Below are 16617 nucleotides of genomic sequence, written 5' to 3'. Positions count from 1 at the left end.
GGGCAGACCTGCTATCATTTAGCAGGATGTGTTTGTTCAAGAGAGATCGCTATCGCCCTCAATCTGGCCTCGCGCCCCGGCCTTGATAGATCTGGCGACATGGATGATTTCGAGAACACGAGCAATTCGTAAGTGCAGGAACAACTTCGAGATCAGGGGATACTTCGTGGCAGTTGATGTTGTGGTCGTTGGTGGTGGCGTTGTCGGGGCCATGTGTGCACGTTATCTCGCCAAAAAGAATCTCTCTGTAACAGTTGTCGAGCAGGGGACCATTGGGGGCTTCTGCTCCAAAGGGAACTGCGGATATGTCAGTCCCAGCCATGTCCTTCCCCTGGCAGAGCCCGGTGTTCTGCTGAAGACACTTAAGTCGATGACGACCCCCGATTCTCCATTCCACATCCGTCCCAGGCTTGACCTGCCTCTGCTGGGCTGGCTGACCAACTTTGCCCGCCGCTGCAATGAGAAGGACATGATGGCCGCCGGTCTGGCACTCAACACCATCCTGCGATCCTCATTTGACGAATACAAAACGGTCCTTGCGGAAGATGGTATCGAGTGCGAATGGCAGAACGATGGCATTCTCTTCGTCTATCGAAAAGCCTCTGAGTTTGAAGCCTTCTGCAAGACGGATGACATGCTGGCCGAAAAATTTGATCGGCCTTCTCGTCGCATTATTGGCGATGAAGCTTTGATGGAATTTGAACCCGCTCTCAAACCGGGGAACACTGGAGCCTTCCTCTATGAATGCGATGCCCATCTGCATCCTGAGAGGTTGATGAGCCAGATGCGTTCGAACTTAATGAATCAGGGCGTTTCACTGCTCGAAGGCACCAAGGTCGAAGAGATCGTGACCGAAGCTGGACAAGTTCGCTCGGTCAAAACCAGCCAGGGGGAAATCGAGGCAAAACATGTTGTCCTGGCCGCTGGTGCCCTCTCGCCCATGTTCCAGAAGGCGCTCAAATGCTCGATCCCCGTTCAGCCGGGGAAGGGCTTGTCGATTACCATGCAAAGGCCCGCCGTCTGCCCGCGCGTCCCGTTGATCTTCCATGATCACCGTGTCGCCATCACACCTTTTCAAACGGGCTATCGGATCGGCTCAACCATGGAATTCGCCGGTTACGACACCACCATTAATCCCCGCCGCCTCAAGCTCCTGACAGAGGGAGCCAAGCTGTATCTCAAAGATCCTGTAGGCCAGCAGGAAGAAGAGCCCTGGTGGGGCTGGCGACCTATGACTTACGACAGTGTGCCAATCATCGGGCCAACCCCTAAGGTGCGTGGTGGCTGGCTTGCGACAGGACACAGCATGCTCGGAATCTCGCTGGCCTCCAGCACTGGCAAGTTGATTGCCGAGATGATTACCGGTGAAAAGCCCCACATCGACCCCAAACCGTACGCCGTCACACGCTTTTAATACCCACGAGTGATGGCAGGTGGGATCATTAGCATTCCGGTAGGGGCCATGCTTACGGCTGTGGGCTGTCCTTTACTCTCAACTCCACATCTCGTACCCCTCTGGAACCCTCTCCCAAGTCTTCGTAGGAGAGGGCAGGGTGAGAGTCCTCTTGCGTGATGTTCAGCAGCCACAGAGACTCATCTCTTAAAGATAGTTGAGAATGCTTAACTGCAGCGTCTGAGCCGTGAGTTGCATGGAAGCTTCGTAAACTTGCCGGAGTTGCAGAAGTTGTGTCGCAGCTTCAGTCAGGTCTGTGTCAAAGATGTTTGATAACGTCTCTTTGGTCAGCAGGTTCTGGTCATCGAGTCGATTCCCCACTTCATCGATCAACTGTTGCCTTGTACCAATTTCTGTCCGAGATATCGTGATCTGGCCCGAGGCTTTCTCAAGTAAAGGCGAGAGTCTCGCCAGCTCAACATTATCATTTGAGCGGAGTGCGTTTTCGAGAGAGATCAGCAAATCGAACACACCACCTGTTCGCTGAGGATTCAAGTCATCTCCAGTCAGTACACCGGTTGCGCCTGTGTTTTCGGTTCCGTCAATCCCTAAAGCGATGGCACTCTCGGTGGCAGCGACAGTCAGTGGCCCGGCTCCCGATGAATCGGTCAAAGAGATACCATTACCAACTGCATTCAGGCTCGCAGTAAATACACCCGGGTCAGCCGCATTGAAGAGATTGAGCACATCCTGAATGGTAGTGGCCGACGAGAGATCGATGTTCGTAGTCGTTCCATCCCGGCGGGTGATGCTGATTGGCGAGCCGGGTGTAAAGACGACTCCTTTGCCCAGATTGAGCTGCGAAAGCGATGTCTCGCCAGTGAATGTTCTCAGCCCCAGGCCTGTCGCATTGGTGCCGCCATTCTCTCCGATCGAGAAATTCACGCCACTCAGTCGAGTTCCGACAATCAGGCCGCGACCGGCTGGATCGATTTCTGCAGAGACATTCGGGTCAGCCGCTCGAATTCGCTGCAACACCTGTTGTACGGTCGTAGCACCATCGAGATCGACAATCGTGGTGGTCTCTCCATTCACAATCCGCAGACCAGTTCCTGCGGTCGCACCAATTCCCGCACCTCCATTAAGGGCCGCCACACTGGTCGAAAGAGTGACGGTTGGTTCGAGGCTTCCCCCCTGAGCCACAGCGACAGGGCCTGTCGCCAATCGTAATTGTGTGGCTGTCGTGCCACTGCCGCTATTTGCGATTGCTACCGTACCATTGGAGGGTGTAATTCGGAGCCCGCCAGGACTGAGAGGATCAATATCCACCGTCACGGTCTCGGCTTCTCCCGCAAAGGCGGCTTCGATGCGGGTCTTGAGATCGCCAATGGTGACAGCGGTACTTAAATCGATCGTCTTCTCAATGGGAGTCCCGTTGTCGACAGTCACTGTCAGCGAAGACAGATTCACGCCGGCCCCATTTTTCAGTGCCGAGAGCGGGGTCGTCAGTTCGAGCGCTGGTGAAAGTGCAGTGACATTCGGTTGTGAGATGCCACCAAAGGCATCAATTCCGGAGAGGGATGTCGAAACCAGTTGATTGACATCCACAAAGGCTTTGACTTCTCCCGAATTTCCACGATAAATCACCGTGTCGCCGGTACGATCGAAGGGAGAAACTCCAGTGGCTGTACCGCTGAATAAAAAACGATCCTGATACTGCGTATTGGCTGAGTTCAGAGCACTTTGAATCAATGTGGCGACTTCATTTGCGAGGCCGATTTTTTCTTCCGGCGTCGATGTCGAGCCAATCCCTGTCTGCAAAATTCCTTTTGCTTGCACGACCACATCATTCACAGCACCCAGGGCATTGTCGGCCGCACTCAGAAATCCCTGATTGTAAGTATGCTGGCTGCGAACCCCTTGAACTCGCTCTAACAACGATTGCAAAGACGAAGTCTGGCGTGTGGCGGTAGGATTCTCTGAAAGGAGATTGTATTTCTGCTGAGTATTGATCTGCTGCTGCAAACGCGAGATCAAACTGGTGCCTGTTTGCAGATCGCGATTGGCATTGCTGTAGAGCAGGCTGTTCGGCATTCGACCGATACCGATGTTTCCCAGAGCCATGCCGTTCCTCCCGATCATTCTGCCAACTTGGTTTCAGATGCTGCTTAAAATACTCAGTGATGTCTTTGCGATCAGGTCATTGGTTGGCCAGCGAACCTTATCATCCCTGAAGCCGTAATTTCCGTTCCTTTTCCAGCGGCTTAAGTGCCATGCCTCGCGGCTTTGAGCGAGCATGTCTTCTCCAGTCGATCCTTAAATATTCAGCAACGTGTTAAAGAGCTCATCCACCACCGAAATGATGCGTGCAGAAGCCTGATATGTTCGCTGCAGATTGAGAATGTTCAGCGTCTCTTCATCGAGGCTGACTCCCGAGACTTGTTCTCTCTGCGTCAACAGGGAATCTCGAAAGCCGGTAAATCCCTTTTCAACCGCTTGCTCGGCAGCTGAAGACTGGCCGACTCCCGCAATGAGATTGTCCTGAAACTGCGAAATCGAAAGTCCGTTTAACTGACTCGATGCCACCGTCAGGACCTTGGCCAGTAACGCCACATTGCTGGAATCACCCGCACCTCCGCCTTTTCCCGTGGCCAGGAGATTCTGGTTCTGGGCCACGACCTGATTGACCGCAATGTTCCCGGAATCCGTCCCGGTAAAGAGTGTGTTGATTCCGAGTGTGGCTAAAAATCCACTGCTATCGGCTCCGAATCGCAACTCATAACCCGCAGCTGCATTGATCTGCAGTTGGCCGTCGGCAGTCACTTGCGCACTCACCTGACCGACGGCGTTCAGGCTGGCCACCACATCATTGAGTGTCGTGTCAGTTCCTAATCCATCGAGATCGATAGAAATCTTGCTTTCAGTGGTTTCGCCACTGGTGAGGTTGCGCACCTTGATCGTAAAGCTGCCATGCTGGACAGGAAAATTCAGTCCCGCAGCACTGGTGTTCAATGCCGCATTGGCATCCGCCACTTGATAAGTTCCGGTCACTGTCGAGTAACCTGTTAACCCTTCTCCCTGGCTGTGAATGCGATTTGCTTCATAGATCAGGCCACTGGCGAGTTGGTCGAGCTGTTTTGTGAAGCCTCCCAGAATACTGTCGCGAGATTCAATAGTTCCCTGAATCTCGCCGCCACCATTGGTCACTGAAGCTTTCGTAATTGTCGTCTGCACATTCAGCACACCAAAAGTGCCATCTGTCGCAGGAGTCACTTCCAGATTTTGCGTGTAACCGTCCAGAATGATGTACTCGCTCCCCGAGTAGAGATCGACTTGCCCCGAAGGCCTTTCAATCGCTTTCACAGGGATCAACTCTGAAAGCCGGTTGATGGCATTCAAGCGTTCCACACGCAAGGCCCCCGCATCGCTCTGGTTAAGTCCGTTCGCTTCAAGAGCACTGATCTTGGGGTTCAGATTGACAATCTGATTAATCAGACGATTGGCTTCATCCACCTGAGATGTCAGTTGATCGTTCAGTGTTGTGCGCAGGTCATCCACTTTCCCACGCAATGACGTGATATGGCTGACCAGTGCCTGTGTTTCCTGCAGAGTAATCTGCCGTTGTCCCGCCGAATCTGGAGCACCTGTCAACGTCTGTAAAGAGGCCACAAAATCATTCAGTGCTGTCGAGAGATCTTCATCGCCCAGTTCGCCCAGAGTGGCTTCGAGTCGTTGCCATGTGGCACTTTTGATGGTCGATGACGCAGCATCGCCATTCGCCGCATGGATACGGCTTTCGAGATAAGTGTCGAGTTGCTGTCGAACTCCGACAGCCAGCACACCGCTGCCCACCAGCAGTGAACCCGTCTGATAGCTCCCCGCGGGTGTGAGGGAAACTGCATCGCGCACAAAACCTTTGGTGTTGGCGTTCGCAATATTGTTGCTCGAGACCTGGACACTGGCAGAAAAAATCTCCAGCGAACGCGAAGCAACGGCTAAAGCACCATTGAGTGACATGCGACTCTCCTACAGGCTGACATCCAGGAGCGCACTTTGAGTCCGCATGACATTCCCGGTACCGGGTGGGCCATCATAAGTGGGAGCCATGGCTCCACCGCGGGCCACAGCATCGACAATCAGATCCAGATGCCTGATCCCCCGTTGTGTGAGAATCCACATCGTCCAGGAGAGTTTCTGGATCTCGCCTGCCTGTTGGCGAAGCTTCGCCGCGCGTTCCACGAGAGATTCTTGACCCCAGGCGCGGGCCACGTCGAGCAGTGACAGAGAATCGATCGATGGGTGCGGAATTGACCTGAGAAATTCTTCCCGCTCCAGCGTTTTCCGCTGCAGTTGCGTTAGCAACTCCTGCTCGCGGGGAACCAGCAGTGCAGCATCCGCCGGGCGAGAAAGCACCAGTGCGTTCCATCTCTGGCTCATCAGCTCGTAGAGTTTGAGCTGCAGCGATTCAAACGCATCGATCAAGCGACAGAGCCGCTGAAGACCGTCCGTGGCCTGCATGGCAAATTCCCAATCCAAAGTCGATGGCTGCGCACATCCAGCTGCGCAGAAGGTTCCATCGTTACTTTCGGATCATCGGGAAGAACTCTGTCGCTCCGGTGGCTCCTGATCGCGCTTCGCGAAGGGTTTGTGTCTGCCGTGACAGATCTGCCAGTTGTTCCGAGAGATTCTGTCGTTCAGATTCCGTAGACTTTGTGGCGTTGTTGAGAACGTCCACGCTCTCAGAACTGACCTCTTTGGAAAGCTTTCCCGCCTTTAACGGATCTAACGAAGGCGATCTGGCAATTCCACCTTGAACACCCGCTTCGAAGGCCGTCTGCATCGCATCGGCAAAGTGGTTGTCACCCCGTTTTGCCATAGCCTCCACGACGACCTGATCAAACTGCGACTGAAACATTTTTTCAGCCTGGCCGCCGTTCAGATATTTGGTTTCTCCCGCTGTCGAACGGAGGGCCTTCATCATTTGAGTGTAGAAAATCGTTCCAACTGTCTGCCCGAACTGTTCCTTGAGTTCAGCCGATGAAACGTCTTTCTTGCCACTCGCGCCATGCAAAGGCTTCATGTTCGCTGTTGGCGACAGTTCCAGAGGCTTCAATGCGGCATTGGATTCGATATTAACCATGATTACTCAAGCTTGATTAGCAGGGCCGAAGTGTCATCCCAGGGCCACTATTTCTCGATCAGTTCTGCATGGAGTTTGCCTGTCGCGTGCAGTTCACGAATGATGTCGATCACATCAGCCGTCGGGACTCGTAACTTGTTGAGAGCGTCGACCAGGTCTTTCAGTTGCTGGGGAGATTGCCGTCCGGAATTTTCGATCAGCCCAATAAATGGGCCCGGTCCAGTTAGTAACGGATCATCAGCCCCGATCTCGACGACAAAACTTTTATGCGAGATGATCACCGGGCTGATCTCGACTTCACCTGTGACGACGACCGTGCCTGTGCGCGGATTGAGAATCACGCGTGCCTGGGTATTGGGTGTATCGATCCCTGACTCCAGGACCTGTGCAATGAACTCCACCGGGTTCTGTCGGTACTGCTGCGGAATCTGGATCTCGACCGATCCGGGGCCAGTCGGCTTGGCAATCGTTTTCGCGGCTGATTCAAAGGTGAATTCACTGTTAATCACGCGGGCGACTTCGCTGGCTGTCCAGAAGCTGGCATGGGCCGGATCGATGAGTAACGTGACCAGATCCTGCTGTTTACTCAAAAACAGGGCTGTCACATCCTGCACCAGATCGACCCCTTGCGTGATGCGGGCACTGGTTGGGCGTGCGGGGTCATCAACCACAATCGCTCCGCCAGCGACACCAATCACGAGTTGATTGCGGGCATCGGCTGTCGTCAAGGGTGTGCTGAGAAGCCTCCCCCCACGCAGGCTTTTGGCCCCCATCACTGCATTCACAAAGCAATCGATCTTTTGACCTCGCTTAAGACCGGTGCGAGGAATGGTGGCTTCGACCATAACAATCGCCACGTTATCGGCATTACGGATCTCCGTATCCAGAACGGGTTGGTTCAGCCTGGCCATGGCTGCCCGCAAAGCACGGACTGTGGGTGCATTCTTGGCACCATCACCAGTCCCGGGAAGTCCGACAATCATTCCCAGACCTGTCAGACGAACTTCCTGCTGCCCCTGCACAGAGCAGATATACTCCAGCCGCACACGAGCTTCCGCCTGACTGGGCCAGATGGCACAGGTGAGCAGGAGTAACGGCAATGTAAGTACTAAACGTGACATGTTGGGGCCGGTGGAAAAAGGCGAGGGCGTAGTTAGATTGAGGTGTTGGTATTTGGAGTTTGGTATTGGGTATTTGGAAGTTAGTAGTTCGTAGTTGGGTGGCACGCTCTGAGGTCTGCCGAAGGGCGTGGTCAAATACCAAACACCAAATGCCAAAGATTCGATATCTAAAACGGCGAAATGATATCCAGTATGTTTGTCCCCCAGTTGGTCTTGGTACTGTTGTAGACCTTACCCTTCTGGGTGCGTTCGATTTTCAGTTCGGCAATATCCTCAGACCTGGCTGTGCGATTGGGCAAGATCGCCAGTCGATCAATGCGCCCTGCCAGTCGATATTCGAAGAAGTCCTGGTTTGTTCGGATCGATTTCCGGGCTTCCAGCACCACTGTTCCATTCGGCAGTACATCCACGACTGTCGCCGCGATGTTATAGCTGATCCCTTCCTGATCAGTCAGTTGTCCAATCGTTTGCAATCGATTGTTGAGGGTGCCCTCAATGGCTGGTGAGTTCTGTGCAGCGGGGAGCAGATTAAAGTTATCCCCGAACCTCACAAAGTCACTTAGCTCGGCTGCATAAGCTCCATTCCGCTGGCGATTGAATCGGCTGTTGACAATCACTTCCGCCTTCTCATCGACCTGGATGGTGATAATGTCATGAACCTTGATTTCCGGTGGTAATGGAGGTGGCTCTACATAAATGAGCGAGTAGTCTTCGATGCGGGTGTCGGAAAGCGGTGTTATGATCGGAGGCCCCTGGCATAAAGCCAGTTGCTGAAGTCCCGCCGTCAAACCTAATGTCGTAATCACACGGACTGTAATCAGCCGGTATGCGAGAAAATGTTTCAAAGCTCGATGTGGCCAACTCATGGTCTTCCCCCTTGTCGGCTCGGCGTCGATCTCGTGGGTGGCTCTTCCTGAGGAGAAGTCTTCAACAATTGGACACCCCGCATTTGCGAAGTATTTGCACCTTCGCCACCTGTCGAAGTGATGGCTGCCTCGTGCCAGCCTGTCGCCACAGCTGTCACCCGTTCACGCACATCATCGAGAGAAACGAGTGTCACTGTCTCACCCCGCGCAGCCGTTGAAAGGCTTTTGTATTGCCCGCGAATCACAATCCCTTTGACTCGTAATGAGGCTGTTACGATGTCGCCATTTCGAATCAGTGGAGCCGAAGCCAGGTCTTTTAGATTCACTAACTCACCGGCTTTCGTCGCTCGCCGGCACTCCATACCAATCACTTGCCCGGGTTCAGTGCAGCATTCAGCCTGTGCAGTATCGAGCTTCCACATCAAATCACCTTGCTGCACAATTTCGCCCTTCTGCATGGCTCGTCGAAAAGCCACCATGCGAACTTGTGGAGTCAATTTCAGCTTCAAAGTCACGTTCTGTGGCTCTCCACCTTGAGAGGACATAATCTGGGCATGAATGGCCTGTTCGGGGAGATTGTCAATTTTTTCTGCCAGATATCGAATGGCTGCGCCATCTGTTACTGCCTGGAGCACAGTCGGAGGTGTGGCTTCATGGGGAGAAATCGTCACAATGGGCATGGCCGCTTCGTCACCCCAGCGAAACTGCTCACGAAATGCAGTGACTAATAGGGCTTCCACCTTACCACGATCAACGCGAATCACTGGCTGTGGCTCGACATGAGTTACCTGTTGAATCACTTGCAGAGTACGTTCTTCGCCGGCACTGCGAGATACCACTGTTCGTGCTGAGCCGGAAAATTCGATTCGCGACAGATTGATCCCCATGGCCAGAAGCCGCTGATGAACCTGCAGATGGTCAAACATCACGGGGCGACCCACTCCCGGCCCTGGCCCTAAAGGGGTATTTCCCAAGGTCTCTCGAAATGCGTCATCGCTCGAAAGGATTTCTGCCACTTCATTCAAGGTGACAAGTGTTTGTGTTGTCGAAACTCGCTCTTTCAAGCTGATGACTGCCGAAGCTTGCGCAGCGGTACTCTGTCCCAACGAGTTGAGAGTGGATGGTGTCTCAACCTTTGTGACAGGTGGTTCGGCAATGCACGAATTCTGCCAGCTTCCAGCGAGACATGCATACAACATCCCACAGGCGATGAATTTCGCCGGGAGTAGAAAGTGCAGCCGAATTTTCGCCGGAATGTCGAGAACCATACATGGTCTCCCGTTTGATCATTAAAGTCAGGTGCATTCCATCAGAACTTCAGGCACCCTGCTGAATACAAGTAGGGCAGGCTCCTGCCTGCCAATTCACTTCATAAGTTAGTATCGTCTCAAGTTCGTAATGAGTTGCAGTAACTGATCCGAAGCCTGAATCACCTGGCTGTTTAATTCCACATTACGTTGGGTTTTAATCAGATCCACCAGTTCGTTGGCAGGTTCCACATTCGAGATTTCCAGAAATCCCTGTCGAATCAAACCCAGTCCCTGATCACCAGGGTTGCTGATCAAAGGTTGCCCGGAGGCATCAGTGACCGCATACAAACTCTCGCCTGCCTGATACAAACCTTCGGGATTGATAAATCTTGCGAGTTGAATTTGCCCAACTTGATTCTGAACTGTCGAACCAGCCTGAATGACTGAGACGATCCCTTCGGCCGAGATGCCAATATCAACCGTATCAGGCGGGATGTTAATGGGTGGGTCAATCAACCGCCCAATGTCGGCCGAGGCGAGGACAACATCACCGTTCGAGTTCACCGTGAATTCGCCGCGCCTTGTATAAAAAAGCTGGTTGTTGCCGCGAACCATGAAGAAGCCATCGCCGGTGATGGCCATATCCAGTTGACGTCCTGTCTCCAGCAGTGCTCCCTGAGAGAAGTCGATCTGAGTCCCCGCCACACGCACGCCCAGGCCGGCGGCTGTACCAATGGGTGTATAATTGCCCAGAGTATCCTGTGTGCCAGGTAGCTTATAGTATTGGTAGTACAGATCTTCAAAATCGGTACGCGAGCGTTTGAAGCCGTTCGTCCCCGCGTTCGCCAGGTTATTGGCAATCGTATCGAGGTTGAACATGTAGGCCTGCATGCCCGAAGCCGCCGTATACATCGCGCGGTATAGCATGAGGAACCTCCTTCAGTAAAAATCACTCAGATGATCTGTCTACGGACAATTGTCGTTTGTGTTGGCGAGCGTTGTGATCGCACTATCTTCGGGGAATGGCTTGTAGTAACCGCCCCAGCATCTCATCCTGCATACGCATCATGTTCACGTTTGATTCAAACCCACGCGAGACCTCGATCAGTTCGAGTGTCCCCTGCATCGGATCGGCATTGGAGGCTTCGACGAATCCTTGCCGAACTCTGGTCTCCGGTGGTGCTTCGGCAACAGGAAGCTTTGTCGAGTACATCCCATCACCACGCTTCTGCAGTTCGGTTAATCGAGTCGGAACCACCACTGCCAACTGACTGATTGGCAAAACGATGCCGTTGGGCCCGACTCCCGAAATCTGACCATCATCGCCAATCTGCAGGTCAATCATTTCCGGTGGAATGACAATCTCACTGCCATCGGGATCAAGCACTGGAGCACCTGTTCCTGCATGGACCAGTTGTCCATCGGCATCGAGTTCAAACGAACCGTCTCGGGTTAAAAGTGTTTCGTTCCCCATTTTGAGCTGGTAAAAGCCGTCTCCCAGCAAGGCGGCATCTGTCGACTTTCCTGTCGGCTTGAGTGATCCTTGCGAAAAGTCGGTAATTGTTCCTTCGAGTGCGACGCCACCAGTTTCCAGATCAATCGTATCAGGGGCTCTTTGGGGTTCCTGATGTGCGACGTCGTAAGGAAAGTAAGAGCGAAATACGGCGATATCTGGCTTGAAGGCATTGGTGCCGACGTTGGCCAGATTGTTCGCCAGCACACCTTGCCGCATAGCCTGCGATTCTGCACCTTGAGCAGAGAGATAGAGGCCGTACAGCATGGTCTGACCTGCAGATTTCGCCGGAATTTGACAGCTCTCCAACCTTTGGAGAGGCACTTATCTGCAAACATCGACGGTTCCGAGGCGTTAACTTGAGTATAACCGCTACAGATTAACAGCCACTTTTCGTGAGCCTGCTGGATTTGAAAATGGCACTCAAACCACGAGTGGTCAAGAAAAGAGCCTTGACCACTTGAAAACAGAGCTCTTGCAAACTCAACTGGCGTAACTGGTGAGAATTTTCCGGTTGATTCCGCCGTTGCAGACGTCAAAAGTTTGCCAGCTTGCCAGTGTGCTTGCTGGACTTGCCTGGTTTTGTGTGTATCCACCTGTGGAATGTCAGAGTCTCATGAATCTACCTTCGCGACCTTCACGAGCTATCAAAGCGGCCCCCTCGGTGGCTCGCCAGAAACCACTGGTAACGGGTTCATTGCCGCACGCGACGGTTCTTAAAAGCCTGGCGAAGGCTCTTCCCTGGAAGGCGGCGTGCGGGGAAGAAATCTCACAGGCAGTTCGCTCCTCAGCTCTCCCGGCATGGTTCGAGAAGCAGCGCCAGAAAATGTCTGCTCGTCCTTCTGTCTCCGGCAGGCCGGTATTGAATGAGTCACTCACTGGCTGGACATGGGAAACATTGGGAAGTTCCACTTCCGATGACGAACTGAGCCGCTTGATGGCATTAGCGCCGAATGCCAAATCTTCAGCGCGATCCATCACTCGCATCGGAAAGGTCAATCAACCTGCCGCACTCCTGGCGAGCATTGCTGCGACTCGCGCCTTCACTCTTCCTGAATTGCTGGTGGCTCTGGAAACACTTTTCAAGTTTTCAAACGAAATTGCTCCTGACGACTTTTCCATCCTCTTTGCGCGGAGTTTTGAATCGTCTCCTCCAGTCATCGATCCACGGCCGGATGTGGTCGCAGCTCAATTCGAAGCTCACCTTCTGCGCTCTCTGGTCTATGCCGAGACCATGAAAGGGACGGCTGACATGGAATCAGCCGCCAAGGATCTTGCCAGCGATCTCAAGAGTCATACTGATACGGATGGCACGCCTCATGCCGAGTTGTTGCCAGTCCTCTCTTCGTGGTTGGCCGTGCATGTCCGGGCTGCCGCGTATGTCAACGCGAAAGCCAGTCGTCCCGGCAAATGGTCTGGTCGCGTCCGTAATCTCACATCCGGTGCTCATCTCGAATTGCTGGCGGCGGTTCTCGAAGAATCAGCCCGATTGATCCGTCAAGATGGCCAGATGGCCCACTCGATTCACAAGTTTTCTGCGATTCGACATGTTTATCAGGCTGCCAGCCAGTTCCTGGCATTTCCACCCAAAAGTGCTGCACAGGGGCTGGCGAAACAGCATGCCACAGCCAGCAAAGGGCGTTCAGCAACTGAGACCCGCAGCTCCAGTAGCGAGTTCGCATCCAGCCAGTCCGATTGGGCACATACAGCGGTACTCAAGGCTGGCTGGGAAGCGACTCAGGCGGCCTGCACCATCGCCTATCATAAGCCGTGGCCCGATGTGGATCTTTCGACGGGCAACACAACGCTGATTCGAGGCTCCTGCGGTATCGAAGCCTCGACACCAGCAGGCCAGCTTGAACTCGCCGATGGCTGGTCGTGTGTCTGCTGGAATGCCGACGAAGATGGCGATTACGCAGAACTCCAGATGATCGGGCCGGAGCGACTTTTTCTCGAACGGCAGAACTACCTGTCTCGCTCTCAAGGTTTCGCCCTCTTCGGTGAAATTCTGCGTGGCAAATCGGCGGGCGAGTACGCACTTAAAACGTCACTTCCCATCAGCCCGGAGCTGACAGTTGAAAGTGATCGACTCACTCGGGAGTGGCAGCTCAAAAAGCAGGGCAAGCTGGTAGGAAGAGTCTTTCCACTGGAACTGCCACAGCAAAAAATCTATTCCACTCCGCATACCGTCGAGCCACATGATGGGAACCTGGTGTTCCAATACAAAGCCCAGGGTAAAGCCGTCTATGCTGTTTGCGTTGTTGTCTGGGATGCAAAACTTCTCAAGCGGCCAGCCATCTGGCGTAAGCTTACTGTCACGGAAGATTCGCGCATTGTCCGCGACGATGAAGGAGTCGGCTATCGACTGCAACTGGGGAGTTTTCAACTCGTCGTTTATCGCAGCTTGAAACCTACTGAGTATCCGCGTGCTGTCCTGGGGCACCATACGGCCAAAGAAACACTGATCGGCAGCCTCGATACCAAAACCGGCGATGTTACTCCACTCCTGCTGGTGGAGTAACTGCCGAGGCATATCGCTTCGATTGAAGCTCATACCTATCCCAGAGATCAAATACGCGTAGAGAGTCGATCAAGCTGTTCGCACCGAGCCGCAAGCATGGCACACTCGTCGCTATGAAATCCTGGAATCCGTATCAGATATTGGCCGTTGATTTCTCTGTTTCCCCGGCAACGGGTGCCAACACGGGGAACAAGCGGCTCACTAAGCCGGGCTTCACCACCTGCCTCTTGAACAACACCAGGCTGCGCCCCTGCAATGGATACAACTGCCCGGGCCACACCTTTTTGGGAAGGATCTGGTCGTCGAAAGTCGTATCGACCAGAGGCTTCCAGAACATTCGTCGGGCAGAGGGCGTCACCTGAATTTCAGCAGATTCGCTCTCCTCTTTGGTTGCGACTGGTGTCGCATCCGGCTCACTCGCAACCTCGACCTGATTCTCAACGACCGGCATCGATGGTTCAGGGGCGGGTACCTTGTTGACCATCGCGGCTGATCTTGTGATTAGTTCGGCGGAGGTAGGTCGAGACTCGGTCTTGACGATCCCACTGCCGGCAGGCATCGAAACATCCGTCGCTGGAGCCTCCTCATCGACAACGACGGACGAATTCACTGCCGCAGGCTTCTTGTCTGGTGCTGATCTCCATTGCTCAGACGAGATTTCACTCAGGTCGCCGAATCCATATTCAGGCAAGCGAAAGGAAATCTCTTCGTGGTGGGCATTGATCAGTAAGAACAGCGTATCACCTTCAATCCGCTCGCCCCGTTCGTTCATCTCGGTAATCTGACTGCCATCAAGAATCACACCCAGGCAGCGAGCGTGGCCTGCATTCCAGTCAGCATCGGTCATTTCGAGGCCATCAGGTGTCAGCCAGACAATATCCTGCACACCTTGGCCGCGCAGTTCCCGCCCCTGAAAGAAGTTTCTCCGCTGGAGTACAGGCTGGCTTTTCCAGAGCTTGATGCACTTTTTGGTAAAGTCCAGAAACCGCTGCTGCGTGGGATCAATCCGCCAGTTCAGCCAACTGGTGGCGTTATCCTGATTGTAGACATTGTTGTTCCCACCTTGAGACTGGCTGAGTTCATCACCCGAGCGAATCATGGCCACTCCTTGAGAGAAAAGCAGCGTCGCCATCAGATTACGCTTCTGCCGCTCTCGCAAAGCCAGGATCGCCGGGTCGCTCGTGGGCCCTTCGGCTCCACAATTCCAGCTGTTGTTGTGACTGTCGCCGTCTTCGTTGTTCTGGCCATTGGCTTCATTATGTTTGTGGTTGTACGAAACCAGATCCTGCAGAGTGAATCCGTCGTGCGCCGTGACAAAGTTAATACTCGCATAAGGTCGGCGGCCATTGTGTTCATACAGATCACTCGACCCGCAGATTCTCGTGGCTAACTCAGAAACTGTGTGGCCATCACCTTTCCAGAAACGACGTACACAATCGCGATACTTCCCGTTCCATTCCGTCCACAGGACTGGAAAGTTGCCTACCTGATAGCCACCTTCACCCAGATCCCATGGCTCGGCAATCAGCTTCACCTGGGAGAGGACAGGGTCCTGATGGATGATGTCAAAAAAGGCTCCCAGCTTATCAACAGCATGCAGTTCGCGGGCCAGTGTGGCAGCCAGATCAAACCGGAAGCCATCGACATGCATCTCCTGCACCCAGTAACGGAGGCTGTCCATAATCAATTGCAGCACGCGCGGGCAGACCATGTTCAAGGTGTTACCGCAGCCGGTGTAATCGAGATAGTAGCGGCGGTTATCTGCCACCTGCCGATAGTAACTGCGGTTATCAATCCCGCGTAACGACAGCATGGGCCCCAGGTGATTCCCTTCAGCCGTATGGTTGTAAACGACGTCGAGAATAACTTCGAGGCCATGGGCGTGCAGCGTCTTGACCATCTTTTTAAACTCAAGAATTGCTCCCTGAGGCGAAGGGTCTGCCGCATACCTGATTGCCGGAGCAAAGAAGGCCAGGGTGTTGTAACCCCAGAAATTTCGCTTCCCTTGTGTCACCAGAAAATGGTCATCAATGAAGTGATGCACTGGCATGAGTTCGACTGCAGTAACTCCCAGTTCCTTCAGATGCCGGATGGAGCCCTCACAAGCCAGCCCTGCATAGGTACCGCGCAACTCACGGGGAACCCACGGGCTCAGTCGAGAGAATCCTTTGACGTGCAATTCATAGATGAGTGTTTCATGCCAGGGCGTTTTCGGATGTCGATCGCGACCCCAGCGAAACCTTCGATCAACCACTGCGGCTAATGGTGCAAACGCACTGTTGTCTCGTCGATCGATGAGCAGATCCTGCTGTTCCTGCCCGATGACATACGGGAACATTTCTTCCGACCATTGGACATCCCGGGCAATGGCCATGGCATAAGGATCCAGCACAATCTTGTGAGGATTAAAGCGATGCCCTTCGTGCGGTGCATAGTCACCATGCACCCGGTAGCCGTAGATCTGCCCGGGCTTTACATCCGGCAGATATCCATGCCAGACAAAATCCGTCTGCTCAGGGAGCGTGATCCGGCAAGATTCCACCTTCGCTTCGGCAGAATCAAACAGGCACAGTTCGACTTTGCTGGCATTCTCCGAGAAGAGCGCAAAGTTCACTCCGCGTCCGTCAAACTTCGCGCCCAGTGGGGCTGGCGATCCTGGCCAGATACGCATGGGGAGTTCCTTTCCCGGGATGTTTCGTTATGGGTTGTGAGTCGTTGTGGGGGAGTTGAGGGTAGGAAGATCAGTGTGACTGCCTCTACTCATATCGATCGGAGTGAATTGGGGTGAGGTGCTGGATCGGTCACTTTCCAGC

At 53.7% G+C, this 16617-nt stretch carries 12 protein-coding genes; 2 read left to right on the top strand and 10 right to left on the bottom strand.

Annotation, left to right across the window (positions count from 1 at the left end; all coding sequences use genetic code 11):
* The first annotated feature begins 166 nt into the window (after nucleotides 1-166).
* A complete protein-coding gene (locus PLIM_RS13945; RefSeq protein ID WP_013110966.1) occupies nucleotides 167-1414 on the top strand; it encodes an NAD(P)/FAD-dependent oxidoreductase in 1248 nt (415 codons plus the stop codon).
* A gap of 186 nt (nucleotides 1415-1600) precedes the next feature.
* Here PLIM_RS13945 and PLIM_RS13940 read toward each other — a convergent pair whose 3' ends face one another.
* From PLIM_RS13940 to PLIM_RS22975, 9 genes are all read right to left on the bottom strand, one after another.
* Entirely contained in the window at nucleotides 1601-3517 is a 1917-nt protein-coding gene (locus PLIM_RS13940; RefSeq protein WP_013110965.1) for a flagellin, read from the bottom strand.
* Between the two features lie 192 nt (nucleotides 3518-3709).
* On the bottom strand, nucleotides 3710-5410 hold the full coding sequence (gene flgK / locus PLIM_RS13935; RefSeq protein ID WP_013110963.1) for a flagellar hook-associated protein FlgK: 1701 nt from the start codon (nucleotides 5408-5410) through the stop codon (nucleotides 3710-3712).
* A 9-nt stretch (nucleotides 5411-5419) separates the two neighbouring features.
* Nucleotides 5420-5911 (bottom strand): hypothetical protein, encoded by a 492-nt coding sequence (locus tag PLIM_RS13930; protein ID WP_013110962.1) that lies wholly within the window; start codon nucleotides 5909-5911, stop codon nucleotides 5420-5422.
* 61 nt (nucleotides 5912-5972) lie between these two features.
* Nucleotides 5973-6533: a rod-binding protein gene (locus PLIM_RS22980; RefSeq protein ID WP_013110961.1), complete on the bottom strand. Its 561-nt coding sequence runs from the start codon at nucleotides 6531-6533 to the stop codon at nucleotides 5973-5975.
* A 47-nt stretch (nucleotides 6534-6580) separates the two neighbouring features.
* On the bottom strand, nucleotides 6581-7654 hold the full coding sequence (locus PLIM_RS13920; protein ID WP_013110960.1) for a flagellar basal body P-ring protein FlgI: 1074 nt from the start codon (nucleotides 7652-7654) through the stop codon (nucleotides 6581-6583).
* A gap of 167 nt (nucleotides 7655-7821) precedes the next feature.
* Nucleotides 7822-8520, bottom strand: coding sequence for a flagellar basal body L-ring protein FlgH (locus tag PLIM_RS13915; RefSeq protein ID WP_013110959.1), 699 nt, complete (start codon nucleotides 8518-8520; stop codon nucleotides 7822-7824).
* Complete coding sequence (gene flgA, locus PLIM_RS13910; protein ID WP_013110958.1) at nucleotides 8517-9788, bottom strand: flagellar basal body P-ring formation chaperone FlgA; 1272 nt, start codon at nucleotides 9786-9788, stop codon at nucleotides 8517-8519. The genes PLIM_RS13915 and flgA overlap by 4 nt, the downstream gene beginning before the upstream one ends.
* A 108-nt stretch (nucleotides 9789-9896) precedes the next feature.
* Nucleotides 9897-10697 (bottom strand): flagellar basal-body rod protein FlgG, encoded by an 801-nt coding sequence (flgG, locus tag PLIM_RS13905; RefSeq protein WP_013110957.1) that lies wholly within the window; start codon nucleotides 10695-10697, stop codon nucleotides 9897-9899.
* A gap of 82 nt (nucleotides 10698-10779) precedes the next feature.
* Entirely contained in the window at nucleotides 10780-11550 is a 771-nt protein-coding gene (locus tag PLIM_RS22975) for a flagellar hook-basal body protein (RefSeq protein WP_013110956.1), read from the bottom strand.
* A 349-nt stretch (nucleotides 11551-11899) separates the two neighbouring features.
* On the opposite strand from PLIM_RS22975, the gene PLIM_RS13895 reads away from it, so the two are divergent.
* Nucleotides 11900-13804, top strand: a complete 1905-nt coding sequence (locus tag PLIM_RS13895; RefSeq protein ID WP_148227115.1) for a hypothetical protein — start codon at nucleotides 11900-11902, stop codon at nucleotides 13802-13804.
* A 133-nt stretch (nucleotides 13805-13937) separates the two neighbouring features.
* On the opposite strand, the gene glgX is transcribed toward PLIM_RS13895, so the two are convergent.
* The gene (gene glgX / locus PLIM_RS13890; RefSeq protein WP_013110954.1) at nucleotides 13938-16475 is read right to left on the bottom strand and encodes a glycogen debranching protein GlgX; all 2538 of its coding nucleotides are present in this window, start codon (nucleotides 16473-16475) and stop codon (nucleotides 13938-13940) included.
* Nucleotides 16476-16617: the final 142 nt, after the last annotated feature.

It is taken from the genome of Planctopirus limnophila DSM 3776, assembly GCF_000092105.1.
Taxonomy (GTDB): domain Bacteria; phylum Planctomycetota; class Planctomycetia; order Planctomycetales; family Planctomycetaceae; genus Planctopirus; species Planctopirus limnophila.
This window is presented reverse-complemented; position numbering and strand designations above follow the sequence as displayed.

Bases quoted from the DNA above. Each gene is read 5' to 3' on its own strand.
- PLIM_RS13930 (WP_013110962.1), bottom strand. From the start codon at position 5,911: ATGCAGGCCACGGACGGTCTTCAGCGGCTCTGTCGCTTGATCGATGCG.
- flgA (WP_013110958.1), bottom strand. From the start codon at position 9,788: ATGGTTCTCGACATTCCGGCGAAAATTCGGCTGCACTTTCTACTCCCG.
- glgX (WP_013110954.1), bottom strand. From the start codon at position 16,475: ATGCGTATCTGGCCAGGATCGCCAGCCCCACTGGGCGCGAAGTTTGAC.
- PLIM_RS13920 (WP_013110960.1), bottom strand. From the start codon at position 7,654: ATGTCACGTTTAGTACTTACATTGCCGTTACTCCTGCTCACCTGTGCC.
- PLIM_RS13915 (WP_013110959.1), bottom strand. From the start codon at position 8,520: ATGAGTTGGCCACATCGAGCTTTGAAACATTTTCTCGCATACCGGCTG.
- PLIM_RS13895 (WP_148227115.1), top strand. From the start codon at position 11,900: ATGAATCTACCTTCGCGACCTTCACGAGCTATCAAAGCGGCCCCCTCG.
- PLIM_RS13940 (WP_013110965.1), bottom strand. From the start codon at position 3,517: ATGGCTCTGGGAAACATCGGTATCGGTCGAATGCCGAACAGCCTGCTC.
- PLIM_RS22980 (WP_013110961.1), bottom strand. From the start codon at position 6,533: ATGGTTAATATCGAATCCAATGCCGCATTGAAGCCTCTGGAACTGTCG.
- flgK (WP_013110963.1), bottom strand. From the start codon at position 5,410: ATGTCACTCAATGGTGCTTTAGCCGTTGCTTCGCGTTCGCTGGAGATT.
- PLIM_RS22975 (WP_013110956.1), bottom strand. From the start codon at position 11,550: ATGCTGTACGGCCTCTATCTCTCTGCTCAAGGTGCAGAATCGCAGGCT.
- flgG (WP_013110957.1), bottom strand. From the start codon at position 10,697: ATGCTATACCGCGCGATGTATACGGCGGCTTCGGGCATGCAGGCCTAC.